The 14,090-nt window shown below is 62.9% G+C and carries 13 protein-coding genes; 2 read left to right on the top strand and 11 right to left on the bottom strand.

Features of this window, described 5'->3' with window-relative positions:
• Nucleotides 1-14: 14 nt before the first annotated feature.
• Nucleotides 15-404 carry a RidA family protein gene (locus tag ILFOPFJJ_RS20380; RefSeq protein WP_173512371.1) on the bottom strand — a complete coding sequence of 130 codons (390 nt, stop codon included), beginning with the start codon at nucleotides 402-404 and terminating at the stop codon, nucleotides 15-17.
• Nucleotides 405-518: 114 nt separating this feature from the next.
• Here ILFOPFJJ_RS20380 and ILFOPFJJ_RS20375 point away from each other — a divergent pair, with 114 nt between their 5' ends.
• Nucleotides 519-1,013 carry a hypothetical protein gene (locus ILFOPFJJ_RS20375; RefSeq protein WP_173512370.1) on the top strand — a complete coding sequence of 165 codons (495 nt, stop codon included), beginning with the start codon at nucleotides 519-521 and terminating at the stop codon, nucleotides 1,011-1,013.
• A gap of 17 nt (nucleotides 1,014-1,030) precedes the next feature.
• The gene (locus tag ILFOPFJJ_RS20370; RefSeq protein ID WP_173512369.1) at nucleotides 1,031-2,506 is read left to right on the top strand and encodes a M81 family metallopeptidase; all 1,476 of its coding nucleotides are present in this window, start codon (nucleotides 1,031-1,033) and stop codon (nucleotides 2,504-2,506) included.
• Nucleotides 2,507-2,739: 233 nt separating this feature from the next.
• Here ILFOPFJJ_RS20370 and purU read toward each other — a convergent pair whose 3' ends face one another.
• The 10 genes from purU to ILFOPFJJ_RS20320 form a co-directional block, all read right to left on the bottom strand.
• Entirely contained in the window at nucleotides 2,740-3,624 is an 885-nt protein-coding gene (gene purU, locus ILFOPFJJ_RS20365) for a formyltetrahydrofolate deformylase (RefSeq protein WP_173512368.1), read from the bottom strand.
• Between the two features lie 148 nt (nucleotides 3,625-3,772).
• On the bottom strand, nucleotides 3,773-4,771 hold the full coding sequence (gene doeB / locus ILFOPFJJ_RS20360) for a N(2)-acetyl-L-2,4-diaminobutanoate deacetylase DoeB (protein ID WP_173512367.1): 999 nt from the start codon (nucleotides 4,769-4,771) through the stop codon (nucleotides 3,773-3,775).
• Between the two features lie 6 nt (nucleotides 4,772-4,777).
• Nucleotides 4,778-5,959, bottom strand: a complete 1,182-nt coding sequence (doeA, locus tag ILFOPFJJ_RS20355; protein WP_173512366.1) for an ectoine hydrolase DoeA — start codon at nucleotides 5,957-5,959, stop codon at nucleotides 4,778-4,780.
• Between the two features lie 27 nt (nucleotides 5,960-5,986).
• Entirely contained in the window at nucleotides 5,987-6,976 is a 990-nt protein-coding gene (gene eutC, locus ILFOPFJJ_RS20350) for an ectoine utilization protein EutC (protein WP_173512365.1), read from the bottom strand.
• Nucleotides 6,973-7,959 carry a hydroxyectoine utilization dehydratase EutB gene (gene eutB, locus ILFOPFJJ_RS20345; RefSeq protein WP_376741431.1) on the bottom strand — a complete coding sequence of 329 codons (987 nt, stop codon included), beginning with the start codon at nucleotides 7,957-7,959 and terminating at the stop codon, nucleotides 6,973-6,975. The genes eutC and eutB overlap by 4 nt, the downstream gene beginning before the upstream one ends.
• Entirely contained in the window at nucleotides 7,959-8,456 is a 498-nt protein-coding gene (locus ILFOPFJJ_RS20340) for an aminomethyltransferase family protein (protein WP_173512363.1), read from the bottom strand. The genes eutB and ILFOPFJJ_RS20340 overlap by 1 nt, the downstream gene beginning before the upstream one ends.
• Entirely contained in the window at nucleotides 8,449-11,388 is a 2,940-nt protein-coding gene (locus ILFOPFJJ_RS20335) for a sarcosine oxidase subunit alpha family protein (RefSeq protein ID WP_173512362.1), read from the bottom strand. Before ILFOPFJJ_RS20335 ends, ILFOPFJJ_RS20340 begins: the two co-directional genes overlap by 8 nt.
• Nucleotides 11,385-11,651 (bottom strand): sarcosine oxidase subunit delta, encoded by a 267-nt coding sequence (locus ILFOPFJJ_RS20330; protein WP_173512361.1) that lies wholly within the window; start codon nucleotides 11,649-11,651, stop codon nucleotides 11,385-11,387. Before ILFOPFJJ_RS20330 ends, ILFOPFJJ_RS20335 begins: the two co-directional genes overlap by 4 nt.
• Nucleotides 11,652-11,660: 9 nt before the next feature.
• The gene (locus ILFOPFJJ_RS20325) at nucleotides 11,661-12,917 is read right to left on the bottom strand and encodes a sarcosine oxidase subunit beta family protein (RefSeq protein ID WP_173512360.1); all 1,257 of its coding nucleotides are present in this window, start codon (nucleotides 12,915-12,917) and stop codon (nucleotides 11,661-11,663) included.
• Between the two features lie 9 nt (nucleotides 12,918-12,926).
• The gene (locus tag ILFOPFJJ_RS20320) at nucleotides 12,927-14,075 is read right to left on the bottom strand and encodes a M24 family metallopeptidase (RefSeq protein WP_173512359.1); all 1,149 of its coding nucleotides are present in this window, start codon (nucleotides 14,073-14,075) and stop codon (nucleotides 12,927-12,929) included.
• Nucleotides 14,076-14,090 lie beyond the last annotated feature (15 nt).

The raw sequence follows: 14,090 nt of genomic DNA, 5'->3' as shown, positions 1-14,090 counted from the left end.
CCACCCCTTTATTCTCAGGCGTTCTTCGGCTTGTAGGCGACGCAGTCGATTTCAACCTTGCAGTCGACCATCATCGAAGACTGCACGCAGGCGCGCGCAGGAGGATGAGCGCCGAAATACTCCTGATAGATCTTGTTGAAACTCCAGAAATCCCGCGGATCATCCAGCCAGACGCCGACCCTCACCACGTGTTCGACACGGTAACCGGCCTCTTTCAAAATGGCCAGCAGATTGCCGATCGCCTTGTGCGTCTGGGCGACGATATTGCCGTCGATAATTTCGCCGTTCTCCATGGCGACCTGACCGGAGACATGCAGCCAGCCATCGGCTTCAACAGCGCGCGCGAACGGCAGCGGTTTGCCGCCCGCTCCGACCTGCTCGGCGCCATAGCGCTTAATAGACATGAAGAACCTTCTTGCAAATTATTTTCTTTATGCGTTGACAAGTGACCATAGAATACGGATTTTGACCAGAGAAAATCCTCATTTATGAAAAGAATTTCAATCCAAGGCAAAACAATGCGGGATCCCTTCCAGAATCCGTTCCCCACATCAGATCCGGCCCGACATGCGATCTGGGACATGCTGGTAACACGCGATATCGACGCTTTTCTTGCTGCGGATTGGTCGCTGGTCGCGGAAGATTTCGTCGAGGATGGCTTCCTCGGCATCGACGCAAGGCGGGAAACGAGCCCGGACAATTGGCGCCTGTCCTTCCCGTCACTTGCCGCTTACCGGGACGAGTGGGTGCGGCAGGCGAAGGACTTCGCCGGCCAATCCTTTGCCGAGGATCCACGGGCGGCGATTTTCGCCACCACCACGCTCGAAGATATCGAGATCAACGCAGACCTGGCGCTGGCACGCAAGAAATTCGACGGCGGTCTGAAGAAGACCGACGGCAGCTATGATGTGATGAAGTGGCAGACCGTCTATTATTGCCGGCTGCATCATGGCCGGTGGAAAATCTGCGGGTTCACCGGCTATCTGCCCAACCCGATGGGACCGAGGGCCTAGGCGAAAAGGCGATAGCATTGCGTATCTTCACGGCGGCCCTGGCGACCGAGACCAACACCTTCTCTCCGATCTGCATCGACAAGCGCGCCTTCGAGGCCTCGCTCTATGCACCGCCGGGCGCCCATCCGGAAACGCCGACGCTCTGCACCGCACCAATCACCGTCGGCCGGCAAGTCGCGGCCGAAAAGGGCTGGCAGCTGATCGAGGGGACGGCCGCCTGGGCGGATCCCGCCGGTCTCGTCAATCGGCAGACCTACGAAGACCTGCGTGACGAGATCGTTGACCAATTGCGGGCAGCCCTTCCCGTCGATGCGGTGGTTCTCGGATTGCACGGCGCCATGGTCGCGGACGGCTACGAGGATACGGAAGGCGATCTGCTGGCGCGCATCCGCGAAATCATCGGGCCGGATGTGCTCCTTTGCGCCGAACTCGATCCGCATAGTCATCTCACTGACAAGCGCGTCGCGGCGGCTGACTTCTTCGTTTTCTTCAAGGAGTTCCCGCATACGGATTTCGTCGATCGCGCCAAGGATCTGTGGCGGATCGCCGTCGATACGCTCGAAGGCCGCGTCAAGCCGGTGATGTCGGTTTTCGACTGCCGGATGATCGACGTGTTTCCGACGTCACGTGAGCCGATGCGCAGCTTCGTCGACAAGCTTATGCGGATCGAGAAAGACGACGCGGATGTATTGTCGCTTTCGGTCGTTCACGGTTTCATGGCGGGCGACGTGCCGGAGATGGGCACGAAGATGATCGCGGTGACAGACGGCAACCGGGAAAAAGGCCAGGCGCTTGCCAGCGCCCTCGGCCTGGAACTCTTCGCCAAGCGCGGCACGTACCGCATGCCGGAGATCGACGAACGCCGGGCCGTCGCGGAGGCAATCGCCGCGACTGCGGGTCCGGTCGTGATCGCCGACATGTGGGACAATCCCGGCGGCGGCACGGCGGGCGATGCGACGGTGGTCCTCGAAGAACTGCTCGCCAGCGGCGTTGCAGACGCGGCGATCGGCACGATCTGGGATCCGATGGCGGTACAGATCTGCATGGCCGCCGGTGAAGGCGCCGAGATCCCCCTGCGCTTCGGCGCAAAATCCGCGCCCGGTACCGGCAGTCCGATTGACGGAACGGTCAAGGTTATAAACCTGGTGCGAAACGCCGAAATGCGGTTCGGCGAAAGCTTCGCGCCCTTCGGCGACGCGGCACACATATGTTACCGCGGCATCGACATCATCCTGAATTCCACGCGCGCGCAGAGCTTCGACCCGAGCCTTTTCTCCGTGATGGGCATTGATCCACGGTCCAAGAAGATCCTGGTCATCAAATCGACGAACCATTTCTTCGCCTCATTCTCGAAAATCGCGTCGAAAATCCTCTATTGCTCGGCGGGGACGCCCTACCCCAACGATCCGGCAAAGACGCCTTACCGGCGCGCGCGGCGCGACATCTGGCCAATAATCGCGGACCCGCATACGCCGAAAAGAGGAGCGGCCTGAGTATTGAGCGGAAGCATGGGCGGTTTGCGCCCCTCATCCCGCTGCCGCGACCTTCTCCCCGCCAGCGGGGAGAAGGGGTAGGCCGCGCCGCTCAAGTCCCCTCTTCCCGCCTGCGGGGAGAGGGCCAGGGTGAGGGGCAAGCGCCCTCAGCCCCACGCGTGCGCGTCAGCGTAATCTGAGAGCGACTAAAGCCGCGGAAAACGGCGACGCAACAGCGGCAGTCGCTGGTTACGTCAGCCCATCCGCTCCGAGGCATAGCTTCCCGGGCTCGGCGGGAAGACGACGACGCGGTTGCCGTTGATGAAGCAGCGGTGGTGGATATGGGCGTGCACGGCCCGGGCCAGCACCTGGCTTTCGACATCGCGGCCGATCGAGACATAATCTTCGGCGCTCTGGGCATGGGTGATGCGGGCGATGTCCTGCTCGATGATCGGACCCTCGTCGAGATCGGCGGTGACGTAATGCGCCGTCGCGCCGATCAGCTTGACGCCGCGCTCATAGGCCTGCTTGTAGGGGTTGGCGCCCTTGAAGCTCGGCAGGAAGGAATGGTGGATGTTGATGATCCGCCCCGACATCTTCTTGCAGAGCTGGTCGGACAGCACCTGCATGTAGCGGGCGAGCACCACAAGCTCGGCTTCGCTCTGCTCGACGATTTCCATCAGCCGCGCTTCGGCTTGCGGCTTGTTCTCCTTGGTCACCTTGATGTGGTGGAAGGGAATGTCGTGGTTGACGACCACCTTCTGGTAGTCGAAGTGGTTGGAGACGACGCCGACGATGTCGATCGGCAGCGCGCCGATCTTCCAGCGGTAGAGCAGGTCGTTCAGGCAATGGCCGAAGCGCGACACCATCAGGAGCACCTTCATGCGCTCCTCGGAATCGCGGATCTCCGCAGTCATCTCGAACCGTTTGGCGACCGGCTCGAAGCCTTCGCGCAGTTCCTCCAGCTTCGCGCCTTCCTGGCTGATGAAGACCAACCGCATGAAGAATAGGCCCGTCTGGAGATCGTCAAACTGTGAGCTGTCGACGATGTTGCAACCCCGTTCGGCGAGGTAGCCGGAAACTGCCGCGATGATGCCGATCGTGGACCTGCAAGTTATTGTAAGGATGTGCGTTTTCACGAATATCTTCCTTAGATCACGATGATTTTGGGATCGACCCAAAATCATAAACGTGATCGATTTCTAATAAGCTAGAGCGGGATGCGGGCGGAAAACCGCGTACACTTTTCCTCATCCCGCTCTAGGGCATGATTGTCGGTCGAATGCACTACACCGCGACGACGGCAACGCAGTCGCCCTGCTTTACCAGACCTGGGAAGTGCCTGGCGGCCAGCAGGCCGTCCATTTTTGCCTTCATCTCGACAGGTTCAGCGCCGGTACGATCGATGGGGTAAATGCGGGCTACCACATCGCCCCTGCGCACCTTGTCCCCCAGATCGACGAGCGGCTCGATCAGGCCCCCGTCTTCCGCGAACAGGAAGCAGTCCCCATCCGGCATGTCGAGCCATTCGGTCGTCGATGTCTCGACTGCGCCTTTCAGGATGCCGGCGGCGCAAAGCACATTCCTCACGCCGCGTTTGGCGATGCCAGCGCTCCTGGCGGTTGCGGTTCCGCCGCCGCCAAGCTCTGTGGTGATGAACACCTTGCCCATCTCCTCGGCCGCCGTGTCGTACATTCCGACCGCATCGATCTCCAGCATCTTCATCGACCAGGGCGCGCCGAACGCCTTGACCAGTTCGAAGGCCCTTGCCTCCTGCTCCTTATCGGGCAGGATGTGCGCTGCGCAGAACGGCAGGAAGTCAAGCGTCTTTCCACCCGAATGGAAGTCGAGGACAATGTCCGCGAGCGGCAGGAGTTCTCGCTGGAAATAGTCGGCGATCTTCTGCGTCACGGTGCCGTCCGGCTTTCCGGGAAAGCTCCTGTTCATGTTGCCCTTGTCGATCGGCGACGTGCGGGTGCCGGCGGCGAAGGCGGGATAGTTCATAGCAGGAACGATGATGACCCGTCCCATCACTTCATCCGGCTCCAATGTCCGGGCGAGGTCGAAGAGCGCGATCGGCCCTTCGTACTCGTCGCCGTGGTTGCCGCCCGTGAGAAGGGCCGTAGGCCCATCCCCATTCTTGACGACGGTGATCGGTATCATCACCGATCCCCAGGCGGAGTCATCGCGGCTGTAGGGCAACCGCAGAAAGCCGTGCTGGACGCCTTCGGCCGAAAAATCGACGCTTGCTGAGATCGGCGATGGCCGCAATATCGTCTCGGTCATTTGATGCTAGTCCTTGATGAAGAGCTGGCGCGGCACGTTGGCGAAGCATTCGACGCCGGTCTCGGTAATGAGAATGCTTTCCGTGGTCTCGAAGCCCATGTCCTCGAGCCACAGCCCCGTCATGAAGTGGAAGGTCATGCCTGGCTTGAGCTCGGTCCTGTCGCCTGGACGCAGGCTCATCGTGCGCTCGCCCCAGTCCGGCGGATAGGAAAGCCCGATCGGATAGCCGGTGCGGCTGTCCTTGACGATGCCGTATTTTTTCAGGACCGCGAAGAAGGCTTTGGCTATGTCCTCGCAGGTGTTGCCCGGCCTGGCGACAGCAAGTCCGGCCTCCATTCCTTCGAGAGTGGCCTTTTCCGCGTCGAGAAAGGCCTTGGTCGGCTTGCCGAGGAAGACGGTGCGCGACAGCGGCACATGGTAACGATTGTAGCAGCCGGCGATCTCGAAGAAGGTCCCCTCTCCCGCCTTCATGGGCTTATCGTCCCAGGTGAGATGCGGTGCGGTTGCGTCACGGCCCGACGGCAGCAGCGGCACGATTGCCGGATAGTCGCCGCCGATACCGTCAACCCCGCGGGTGCCGGCGTCATAGATCTCCGCGACCAGATCGCATTTGCGCATGCCGACCTCGATCTTGTCGAAGATACGCCGATGCATGCCCTCGACGATGCGGGCCGCGTTGCGCATGTACTTGATCTCGGTCTCGCTCTTGACCGCGCGCTGCCAGTTGACGAGCGCCGTCGCGTCTATGAAGCGACCATTCGGCAGATGCTTCTGCAGCGAGGCGAAGGCGGCTGCGGAGAACCAGTAGTTGTCCATCTCGACGCCGATACGCAGTGCCCCCCAGCCGCGATCGGCAAGGATGCCGGAGAGGTAATCCATCGGATGGCGTTCGGTCGACTGCACGTAGTGGTCGGGATAGCCGATGATGTTCTCGTGCTTCAGATAGGCGGTCAACTTCGCCCCGTTGGCGTCCTGACCGCGGCCAAACCAGATCGGCTCGCCCGATGGCGGTACGATCACGGCCTGGTGCACGTAGAAGGACCAGCCGTCATAGCCCGTCAGCCAGGCCATGTTCGATGGGTCACTGACGATCAGCAGATCGATGCCCTTCGCTTCCATCGACTGCCGCGTCTTCAGCAGTCTCGCTTCGTATTCCGCCAAGGAAAATTTGAGATTGGGTTGCGTCATGTCGTATCCTCTATTTCCCCCCCGGCTCTAGCTTTCGAACGTGGTCCCGGCATCCGCCGCATTGGCCCGCGTGAAGGCGAGTGTGGCTATTGCCGTATCCTGGATGCCCGTGCCGGTGAGGTCCGCGATGGTGATCTGATCGGCGTCAGCGCGTCCCTGTCTCTGGCCGGCGATGATCTGCCCAAGCTCCGGGAAGTCGGCGGCCCTGACGACGCCAGCCTCGATGGCGTGGTGCAGTTCACCCAGCCTGCGCGTTTGCGCTAGACTGTCGGCCACGTAGAGATCCGCGCGGCCGATGACGGCGGGCTCGATCTCATTCTTGTGCTCGGCGTCCGAGCCCATCGCCGTGACGTGTTGTCCTTTCTCAAGCCATTCCGCTTTTAGTATGGGCGTGGTCGAGGGTGTCGTCGTGATGACGACGTGTGCGCCCGAGACAGCCGCCTTGGCATTTGAAACGGCAACCACGGGGATCCCGAGTTTTGCGGCAAGCTCATCCGCGGCGGCCTTTGCCTTCGCATGATCGCGCGCCCAGATGCGCGCTTCGCGGATCGGCCGCACCAGCGCGAGCGCCTGAAGCTGCAGCTTGGCCTGCATCCCGGCACCCAGAACCGCGGCAACGCTTGCATCCTTCCGGGCGAGATGCTTGGCGGCAACCGCTCCGGCGGCGGCGGTGCGGACATCCGTCAGGTAACCGTTGTCGAGCAGCAACGCCTCAACGAGGCCGGTGCGGCTGGAGAGCAGCACCATCATGCCGTTGGTGCTCGGCAAGCCGATCTTCGGATTGTCGAAGAAGCCAGGGCTGATCTTGATTGCAAAGCCTTCGATGCCGGGAACATAGGCCGTCTTGACGTCGACCTCCCCGCGGTACTCGGGAATGTCCAGCCGCAGGATAGGCGGCATCGCTACGGCCTTCGTAGCCAAGGCATGAAAGGCGCCCTCGACGCAACCGACCGCCTCGAGGTCGAGTGATACGATCGCCCTCAGATCGGCCTCTGTGAGAATCTTCATTTGTCTCATGTTCTACCCTCCCGAAGGGGATCCGTTTCGCCGTTTATCACGCGCCGGTGCAGCCCCATGTCGATGTTGCGTCCTGAAAGGATCACCGCGACAGGTCCGCCGACGTTCCGGATCTTGCCCGCCAAGAGCGCCGCGAAGCCGACGGCCCCTGCCCCTTCGACAATCTCGCGTTCCTGTTCGTAGGCGTGACGAATGCCGGCGGCGATCTCTTCTTCCGAAAGCAGCACGACGTCGTCGAGGAGATCGCGGCACATGGCGAACGTGACCCGGTTGTCCAGTCCGATCCCCCCGCCGAGTGAATCCGCAAGACTTGCCTCTTCCTCGACTTGCACGGGACGGCCGGCGTTGAGGCTTGCCTTCATCGCCGCCCCCTGCTCCATCGTCAGCCCGATCACGCGCGCCTTCGGCCGACGTGCTTTGACCGCGGCAGCGACGCCCGCCGCAAGCCCGCCGCCCGATAGCGGCACCAGCACCGTGGACACCTCCGGCATGTCCTCGACAATCTCAAGCCCCAACGTGCCTTGGCCGGCAACGACCGACGGATCGTCGAACGGCGGCACCATCACCAGTCCCTCCTCACGGACCAGCCGATCGACCTCCTGCTGGGCCTCGTCTTGCGACCTGCCGACGATCCTGACATTCGCCCCGAGACGCCGGGTTTCCGAGACCTTGTTCTCCGGTACGAGCCGCGACATGCAGATCGTCGCGCTCGATCCTTCGGTTTTCGCCGCATGGGCAAGGGCACGGCCGTGATTGCCCGTCGAGGCCGCCACGACACCGCGGGCCCGCTCCTCCGGGCTGAGCGACAGGACCGCGTTGGTGGCGCCGCGCAGCTTGAAGCTGCCGGTCGTCTGGTGGTGTTCGAGCTTCAGGCCGACAGGCACGCCGCAGCGCTCGGAAAGCGACGCGGAAAGGACGAAGGGCGTGCGCAGGATTCGGCCGGCGATCCGTTGGCGGGCGGCCAGGAAAGTGTCGAGCTCCATCACTGACATTCCTCCAGCCATTCAGAGATGCTTCGGGCGAAGCTTCGCGGCACGACAAATTCGCCATCGCGCTCCGAGGAACGCGTGAACATGACCGGGATGCGGTGCAGCGAGGAAAAGGTCGCAACGCCCAGTGTGCGGTCCCAGTCGATCGCCAGACATTTGGAGACGACATCGCGCAGATCAGGCGTGGAAACCTCAATGCGTATCCGCCCTTCGCTGAGGTCCAGCCTGCAGCCCAACTCGGGCGGAATGCCGGAAGCGATCGTCGACGAGCGCTCTGCCGGGAAAATCCAGAAGCGCCGTGGTGCCGCACGCACGACCTTCACGCCGTCGCGGCCAGCGATTTCCCCGACCTGGGTCGGCAGGGCGCCGCCGATCTCGCCGGCAAGCGCCGACTCGAACGCCGCAAGAGCACCCTCCCAAGCATCACATTGAATGAGCGGGCATGGCAGTTGCTTGAGCACCATGTGCGTGGCGGATAAGGTCTCAACCATGCATGCGTTCTCCGGCGGGATCCAGGAAGACGGGGGAAACGACGCGCGCCCGCACGACTTCATTTTTCATGGGATAGGAGGCAATCACCTCGTCGCCTTTGAAGTCCGCGGCAAGCAGTCCGAGGCCGATGTAGCAGTCCAGCTCCGGACTGTAGGTGATCGACGTCATGCGGCCGCGGCCGTGGCCTTGCAGCGGCTCGCCGGGTGCAAAAAGAAGCGCCCCACCGCGAAGCCGTTTGCCGGGTTCAATGCATTTCAGGCCGACCAGCCGCTGGCGGTTTGCAGCCTGGAAAGCTTCCCGACGGCTCAGGGACTCGCCGACGTAGCCGCTTCGCTTGGCGACCATCCGACCCATGCCCAGGTCCGAGAGCGTCGTTCTGCCGTCGATTTCAGGACCGGCCACATGGCCCTTTTCGATCCGCAGCGCCCCAAGCGCCTCAACGCCGTAGGGTTTCAGGCCATAGGTCGCGCCGACGTCGATGAGGTGCCGCCAGGCGGCTTCTCCGTTCGAGGCTCCGACATAGATTTCATAGGCGCGCTCGCCGGAATAGCTGAGGCGAATGATCCTGAGCGGACTGTCCTTGAACGTTCCCTCGGCGAGCCCCATGTGCGGCAGCGTCTCGTTGGAGAAATCGATATCCGGGAACGCGGCCGCGAGGATCTTGCCGCTCTGAGGCCCCGCGACCGACATGCCCGCCCATTCATCGCTGACCGACGAAACGGAGACGCGCAGATCCGGCCACGCCGTGTCGAGAAGAAATTCCAGCCAGGAAAGCACGTCGGCCGCCTTTGCGGTCGACGTCGTCATGAAGAAGCGGTTTTGCCCCTGGCGCGTCGTCGTTCCGTCATCGAAAACGATGCCGTCGTCGCGCAGCATGACGCCGTAACGGGCCCGCCCCACCTTAAGGCTGGCAAAGCCATTGGCGTAGACCCGGTCGAGAAAGGCGGCCGCGTCCGGCCCCTGGATGTCGATCTTGCCGAGCGTCGAAATGTCCATGATCCCCGCCGCGGACCGCACGTGCCGCATTTCGTTGACGTAAGCCGTATTCACATCCTTGCCGGAGGCCTCGAAGAACCACGGCCGCATCCAGAGCCCGACCTCGAGCATTTGCGCGCCATTCGCGGTGTGCCAGTCGTGGATCGGTGTGAGACGGTAGGGACGGAAGTGATGACCGGTCGCACGTCCGGCGACCGCCCCGATCGCAACCGGCGCGTAGGGCGGCCGGAACGTGGTCGTTCCAGCTTCCGGGATCGAAATCCCGCGCAGCTTCGCCATCACCTTCAGGGCATTGATGTTGCTGGTCTTGCCCTGGTCCGTCCCCATCCCCAGCGTCGTATAGCGCTTGAGATGCTCGACCGACTCGTATCCTTCCCGCTGGGCGAGCTGGATATCGTCGAGCGTCACGTCCATCTGGAAATCGACGAATGCCTTTCGCTGACCGAAGACCGGCTTGTAGGCAGTCGTCTGACCGAAAGTTTCCTCAATATCCAATGCGGGCGCTTCGGCGACCGCTCCCACCTTTCCAGCGACGGCGGCCGCCGCGCGGCCGGCGCTGGCACCCTCGGCGACGGCCGCCGAGACGCTCAAGCTTCCAGCCGCCGCACCGGCGACGAACTGGGTTTCGGGGAGCTGTCCCGGAACAAAGCCATCGATGTCCGGCCGATAGACAGGCTTGACACCCTGATGCGACGTCAAATGCAGGACCGGAGACCAGCCCGCAGACATGCCGATAAGATCGCAGCTAACGCTTGTGGTGCCTTGCTTTCCGGCGAGGACGACACCCCTTACCGCGTATTTGCCTTTCACATCCACCACGTTCGTCGCGAGAAGAACCTCCGCGCCCATTTGCTTCGCCTTCGCCAGCAGCGTCGGCTCCGCCATCGGCCTTGCGTCGGCGATCGTGACGCGTGCCCCGTGGGCGAGGAGATCGAAAGCGGTGAGATAGGCGCTGTCGTCGGCGGTCGCGATCATGACGTTGTTGCCGGGCAGAACCGAGTAACGATTGACATATGTCCTGATCGCGGACGTCAGCATGGCGCCGGGCCGGTCATTGTTCGAGAACACCATCGGCCGCTCGATCGCGCCGGTGGCGAAGACGATGCTCTGGGCGCGCAGCAGCGTAAAGCTCTTTCTTGCCGCAGCCATACCGTGGCCCGCAAACGGATCCGCATCCTCGATCAGCGCGAGCGTATTCCCGTCGTAGAGTCCGAAGGCGGTTGTGCGCCGCATAATCCGAACGTTCGCCATGCCCTCAAGCTCGGTCCCCATTGTCCGCAGCCATGCCGCTCCCGCAGGTTCGGAAAGCAGGCGTCCGCCGATTTCGAAGTCCTGCTCTATCAAAAGCACGCGCGCTCCAGCTTGCGCGGCCGCCCGCGCAGCCGAAAGCCCGGCCGGCCCACTGCCGACGACCGCCACATCCGTGAAATCGTCACGGGCGTCGTACAGGTCCGGATCCGGCATCATTGTCGCTTTGCCGAGACCCGCCGCCTTGCGGATGACGTGCTCATAGACCATCCAGGCGCGGCGGGTCGGCCCCATGAAGGTCTTGTAGTAGAACCCTGAGGAAAGAAGCGGACTGAACAGGCTGTTGACGCTCTGGACATCGAAACGCAAGGAGGGCCAGTTGTTCTGGCTTGTCGCTTCCAGGCCGGTTGTCAGTTCGAGCATCGTGGCTGGCAGGTTCGGCTCCCGGCGCGCGCCCGCCCCCACCGTCACCAAGGCATTCGGCTCCTCCACGCCGGCAGTAAGAATGCCGCGGGGACGATGATATTTGAAGCTCCTGCCAACCAGCGAAACCCCGTTCGCGAGCAAAGCGGAAGCCAGCGTGTCTCCCTTGAATCCCGCGTATTGACGGCCATCGAACGTAAACTTGAGGGCTTGCGAGCGGTTGAGATATCCGCCTGACGCAAGGCGCTTTTCGGTGGGTGTCATGCCCGTTGCCTTCTTGAAAAACTGACCGAACCGATCGAATGCGTGACCGTGTCGCGCTCGACGACGAGCCATTGGCGGCAGCCGAGAACGTGCTGCCAAAATTCGCGATGCAGCCCCTTGGGATTGGCCCGCACGTACACATAGCGGTACCAGGCATCGAGATCCGGATTGTCGTGAGCCGGCCGCTCGACGGTGGCATCGCCGCCGTAACGGAATTCGCCATGGTCACGTACGCCGCAGCAGGGGCAGTCGATACGAAGCATCTCGCTCTCCTATTGAAGCCAGGCGAAGGGGCCGGCACCCGCTTCGTCGATCATGTGCCCGCTGCGGAAGCGCCCCAGCCCATAGCCGCGGACGAGGGCCGGCGTCTCGCCAGTCGCCAGCATCTCGGCGAAGCACCAACCGGATGCGGGCGTCGCCTTGAAGCCGCCGTAACACCAGCCGCCGTTCAGATAGAGGCCATCGACGGGCGTCAGCGAGATGATCGGGCTTGCGTCCGGCGTCATGTCCATGATGCCGCCCCAATGGCGCAGCAGGCGCAGGCGCGAGATGTTCGGCATCAGCGCGATCGCTGCCTCGCAGACCTCCCGCAGCACGCCGGTGTTGCCGCGCTGGGAATAGGAGTTGTAGCCGTCGAGGTTGCCGCCGAAGACGAGACCGCCCTTGTCCGACTGGCTGAGGTAGAAATGGTCCGCCCCGTAGGCCACGACATGGTCGACCAAAGGCTTGACCGGCTCGGTCACGAAGGCCTGGAGCAGATGGCTCTCGATCGGGAGTTCCAGCCCGGCCTTCTGGCCAAGGACGGACGTATGGCCGGCCACCGCAAGACCGACCCGGCCGGCACCGATGCGACCGCGGGTCGTTTCAACGCCGACGATCCGATCACCCTGCCGGACAAAGTCCGTAACTTCGCAGCCCTCGATGATGTCCACGCCATGACCGCTCGCCGCCCGCGCGTAGCCCCATGCCACCGCATCATGGCGGGCGGTGCCGGCTCGCCCCTGGAAGATCGCGCCATGGATCGGAAACCGCGCGGTGTCGGAGAAGTCGACATAGGGCACGAGCTTGCGCACCGCGTCCCGGTCGAGAATCTCCGCGTCGATACCATTCGAGCGCATCACGTTGGCGCGGTGGGTAAACGTATCGAGTTGATCAGCCGAATGTGCGGTCACGAGCTGGCCGCGCTGCGAGAACATGACGTTGAAGTTCAGGGCGGTCGACATTCCCTCCCAGAGCTTCATGGAGAACTCGTAGAACTGGGTATTGCCGTCCAGCAGGTAATTCGAGCGGATGACCGTCGTATTCCGCCCCACATTCCCGCCGCCGATATAGCCCTTTTCCAGTACGGCGACATTGCGGACGCCGTGGTTCTCGGCGAGATAGAAGGCGGTTGCGAGGCCGTGTCCGCCGCCTCCGATGATAACGACGTCATAGGAGGTCTTTGGACTGGCGGCGCGCCAGGCGCGTTGCCATCCCCGGTTGCCTGTGGCTGCGTGGCGCAGCAGCGAGAAGACCGAATAACGGCTCATGACAAAGTCCTATCGAACGATCGGGCCGAGCGGCGTGCGTGTCAGCACCTCGGGTCCGGTCTCCGTCAGCAACACGGTGTTGGAGACGAAATCGTCGCCCTTGCCGGTCCCCATCAACCAGGAAAGGATGTGGAAGCTCATCCCCGTGCGGATCTCGAGATCGGAATCGTGCCTGAGACCCGTCACCGTATTCCCCCCCGTCCAAGACGGTGGCTGGCCAACACCTACACAGTAGCCGCAGTGATGGCGGCGGTAATGGGAAAGGCCCGCATCGTCGACGACACCTTGCCAGGCGGCGTAGACATCACGGGCACGCGCGCCGGGCCTGAGTGCCCCGACGACGGCATTGAAGGCCGCCGCCGTCACTTCCGCCATGCGCTGATCGGCGTCGCTGATGCCTCCAAGCCGGATCAGGCGCCCGAGCGGCGCGTGATAACGCGAGATGCATCCGGAAAGCTCGATGAAGACCGGTTCCCCCTGGCGGTAGTTTCCGGATCCCCATGTCGTGTGCTCCTCGCCAAGCCGCGAGGCCGGACGGATGAAGGGGCCAAAGCCCGGCACATGACCTCCCGCGCGGGTCATCGCGGCGATGCACTCGGCAGCAACGTCGCGCTCCCGTGCACCGTCGGCGATCATCTCTATGGCGGCGCTCGCCGCCGCATCGGTGACCGCAGCGGCCCGCCGCATGAGGACTTGCTCCTCCGCACTCTTCACCAGCCTCAGGTGATCCACCAGATTGGAGACATCGCTCCACTCGGCGCGCACCAGCGACTCCAGTCGCCGTGCAAGCCCGTGGCTCAACCCGGACGTCCAGTGCTCGAGCCCGAGGCGCTTTCCGGCGAAACCCTGATCGTTGAGAATGCGCGACGCCAGATCGGCCGCGGTTTCGCTGTCGCTGTGACCGCGGAACTCGGCCGCGCGGACGTGATTTTCGATCGTCACCCGCTCCATCGCGCGGGTGACGAGCGTCGGCTCACCCTGGAGCGGAACGATGAGAAGGTGGGGCGCGAAGTAGCCCCAGTGATCGAGGCCGGTCAGGTAGAAGACGTTTTCCGGCGATGCAAAGACCGCCGCGTCGAGCCCTCGATCGACGAGCCCCGCTCTGACAGCTCCAAGACGGCGCGCGATTTCGCCATCGGTAAAGGGATTACCGTCCATAATGTCTCTCTTGTC

This window comes from Sinorhizobium psoraleae, from assembly GCF_013283645.1.
GTDB lineage: Bacteria > Pseudomonadota > Alphaproteobacteria > Rhizobiales > Rhizobiaceae > Sinorhizobium > Sinorhizobium psoraleae.
The sequence above is the reverse complement of the archived record's forward strand: the minus strand, read 5'-3'. Positions and strand labels throughout refer to the sequence as shown.

Excerpts from the sequence above, each read along its gene's own strand:
- ILFOPFJJ_RS20375 (WP_173512370.1), top strand. The coding sequence starts at position 519 with ATGCGGGATCCCTTCCAGAATCCGTTCCCCACATCAGATCCGGCCCGA.
- eutB (WP_376741431.1), bottom strand. The coding sequence starts at position 7,959 with ATGGAGCTCGACACTTTCCTGGCCGCCCGCCAACGGATCGCCGGCCGA.
- ILFOPFJJ_RS20325 (WP_173512360.1), bottom strand. The coding sequence starts at position 12,917 with ATGAGCCGTTATTCGGTCTTCTCGCTGCTGCGCCACGCAGCCACAGGC.
- ILFOPFJJ_RS20340 (WP_173512363.1), bottom strand. The coding sequence starts at position 8,456 with ATGGTTGAGACCTTATCCGCCACGCACATGGTGCTCAAGCAACTGCCA.
- doeB (WP_173512367.1), bottom strand. The coding sequence starts at position 4,771 with ATGACCGAGACGATATTGCGGCCATCGCCGATCTCAGCAAGCGTCGAT.
- doeA (WP_173512366.1), bottom strand. The coding sequence starts at position 5,959 with ATGACGCAACCCAATCTCAAATTTTCCTTGGCGGAATACGAAGCGAGA.
- ILFOPFJJ_RS20380 (WP_173512371.1), bottom strand. The coding sequence starts at position 404 with ATGTCTATTAAGCGCTATGGCGCCGAGCAGGTCGGAGCGGGCGGCAAA.
- eutC (WP_173512365.1), bottom strand. The coding sequence starts at position 6,976 with ATGAGACAAATGAAGATTCTCACAGAGGCCGATCTGAGGGCGATCGTA.
- ILFOPFJJ_RS20335 (WP_173512362.1), bottom strand. The coding sequence starts at position 11,388 with ATGACACCCACCGAAAAGCGCCTTGCGTCAGGCGGATATCTCAACCGC.
- ILFOPFJJ_RS20330 (WP_173512361.1), bottom strand. The coding sequence starts at position 11,651 with ATGCTTCGTATCGACTGCCCCTGCTGCGGCGTACGTGACCATGGCGAA.
- ILFOPFJJ_RS20320 (WP_173512359.1), bottom strand. The coding sequence starts at position 14,075 with ATGGACGGTAATCCCTTTACCGATGGCGAAATCGCGCGCCGTCTTGGA.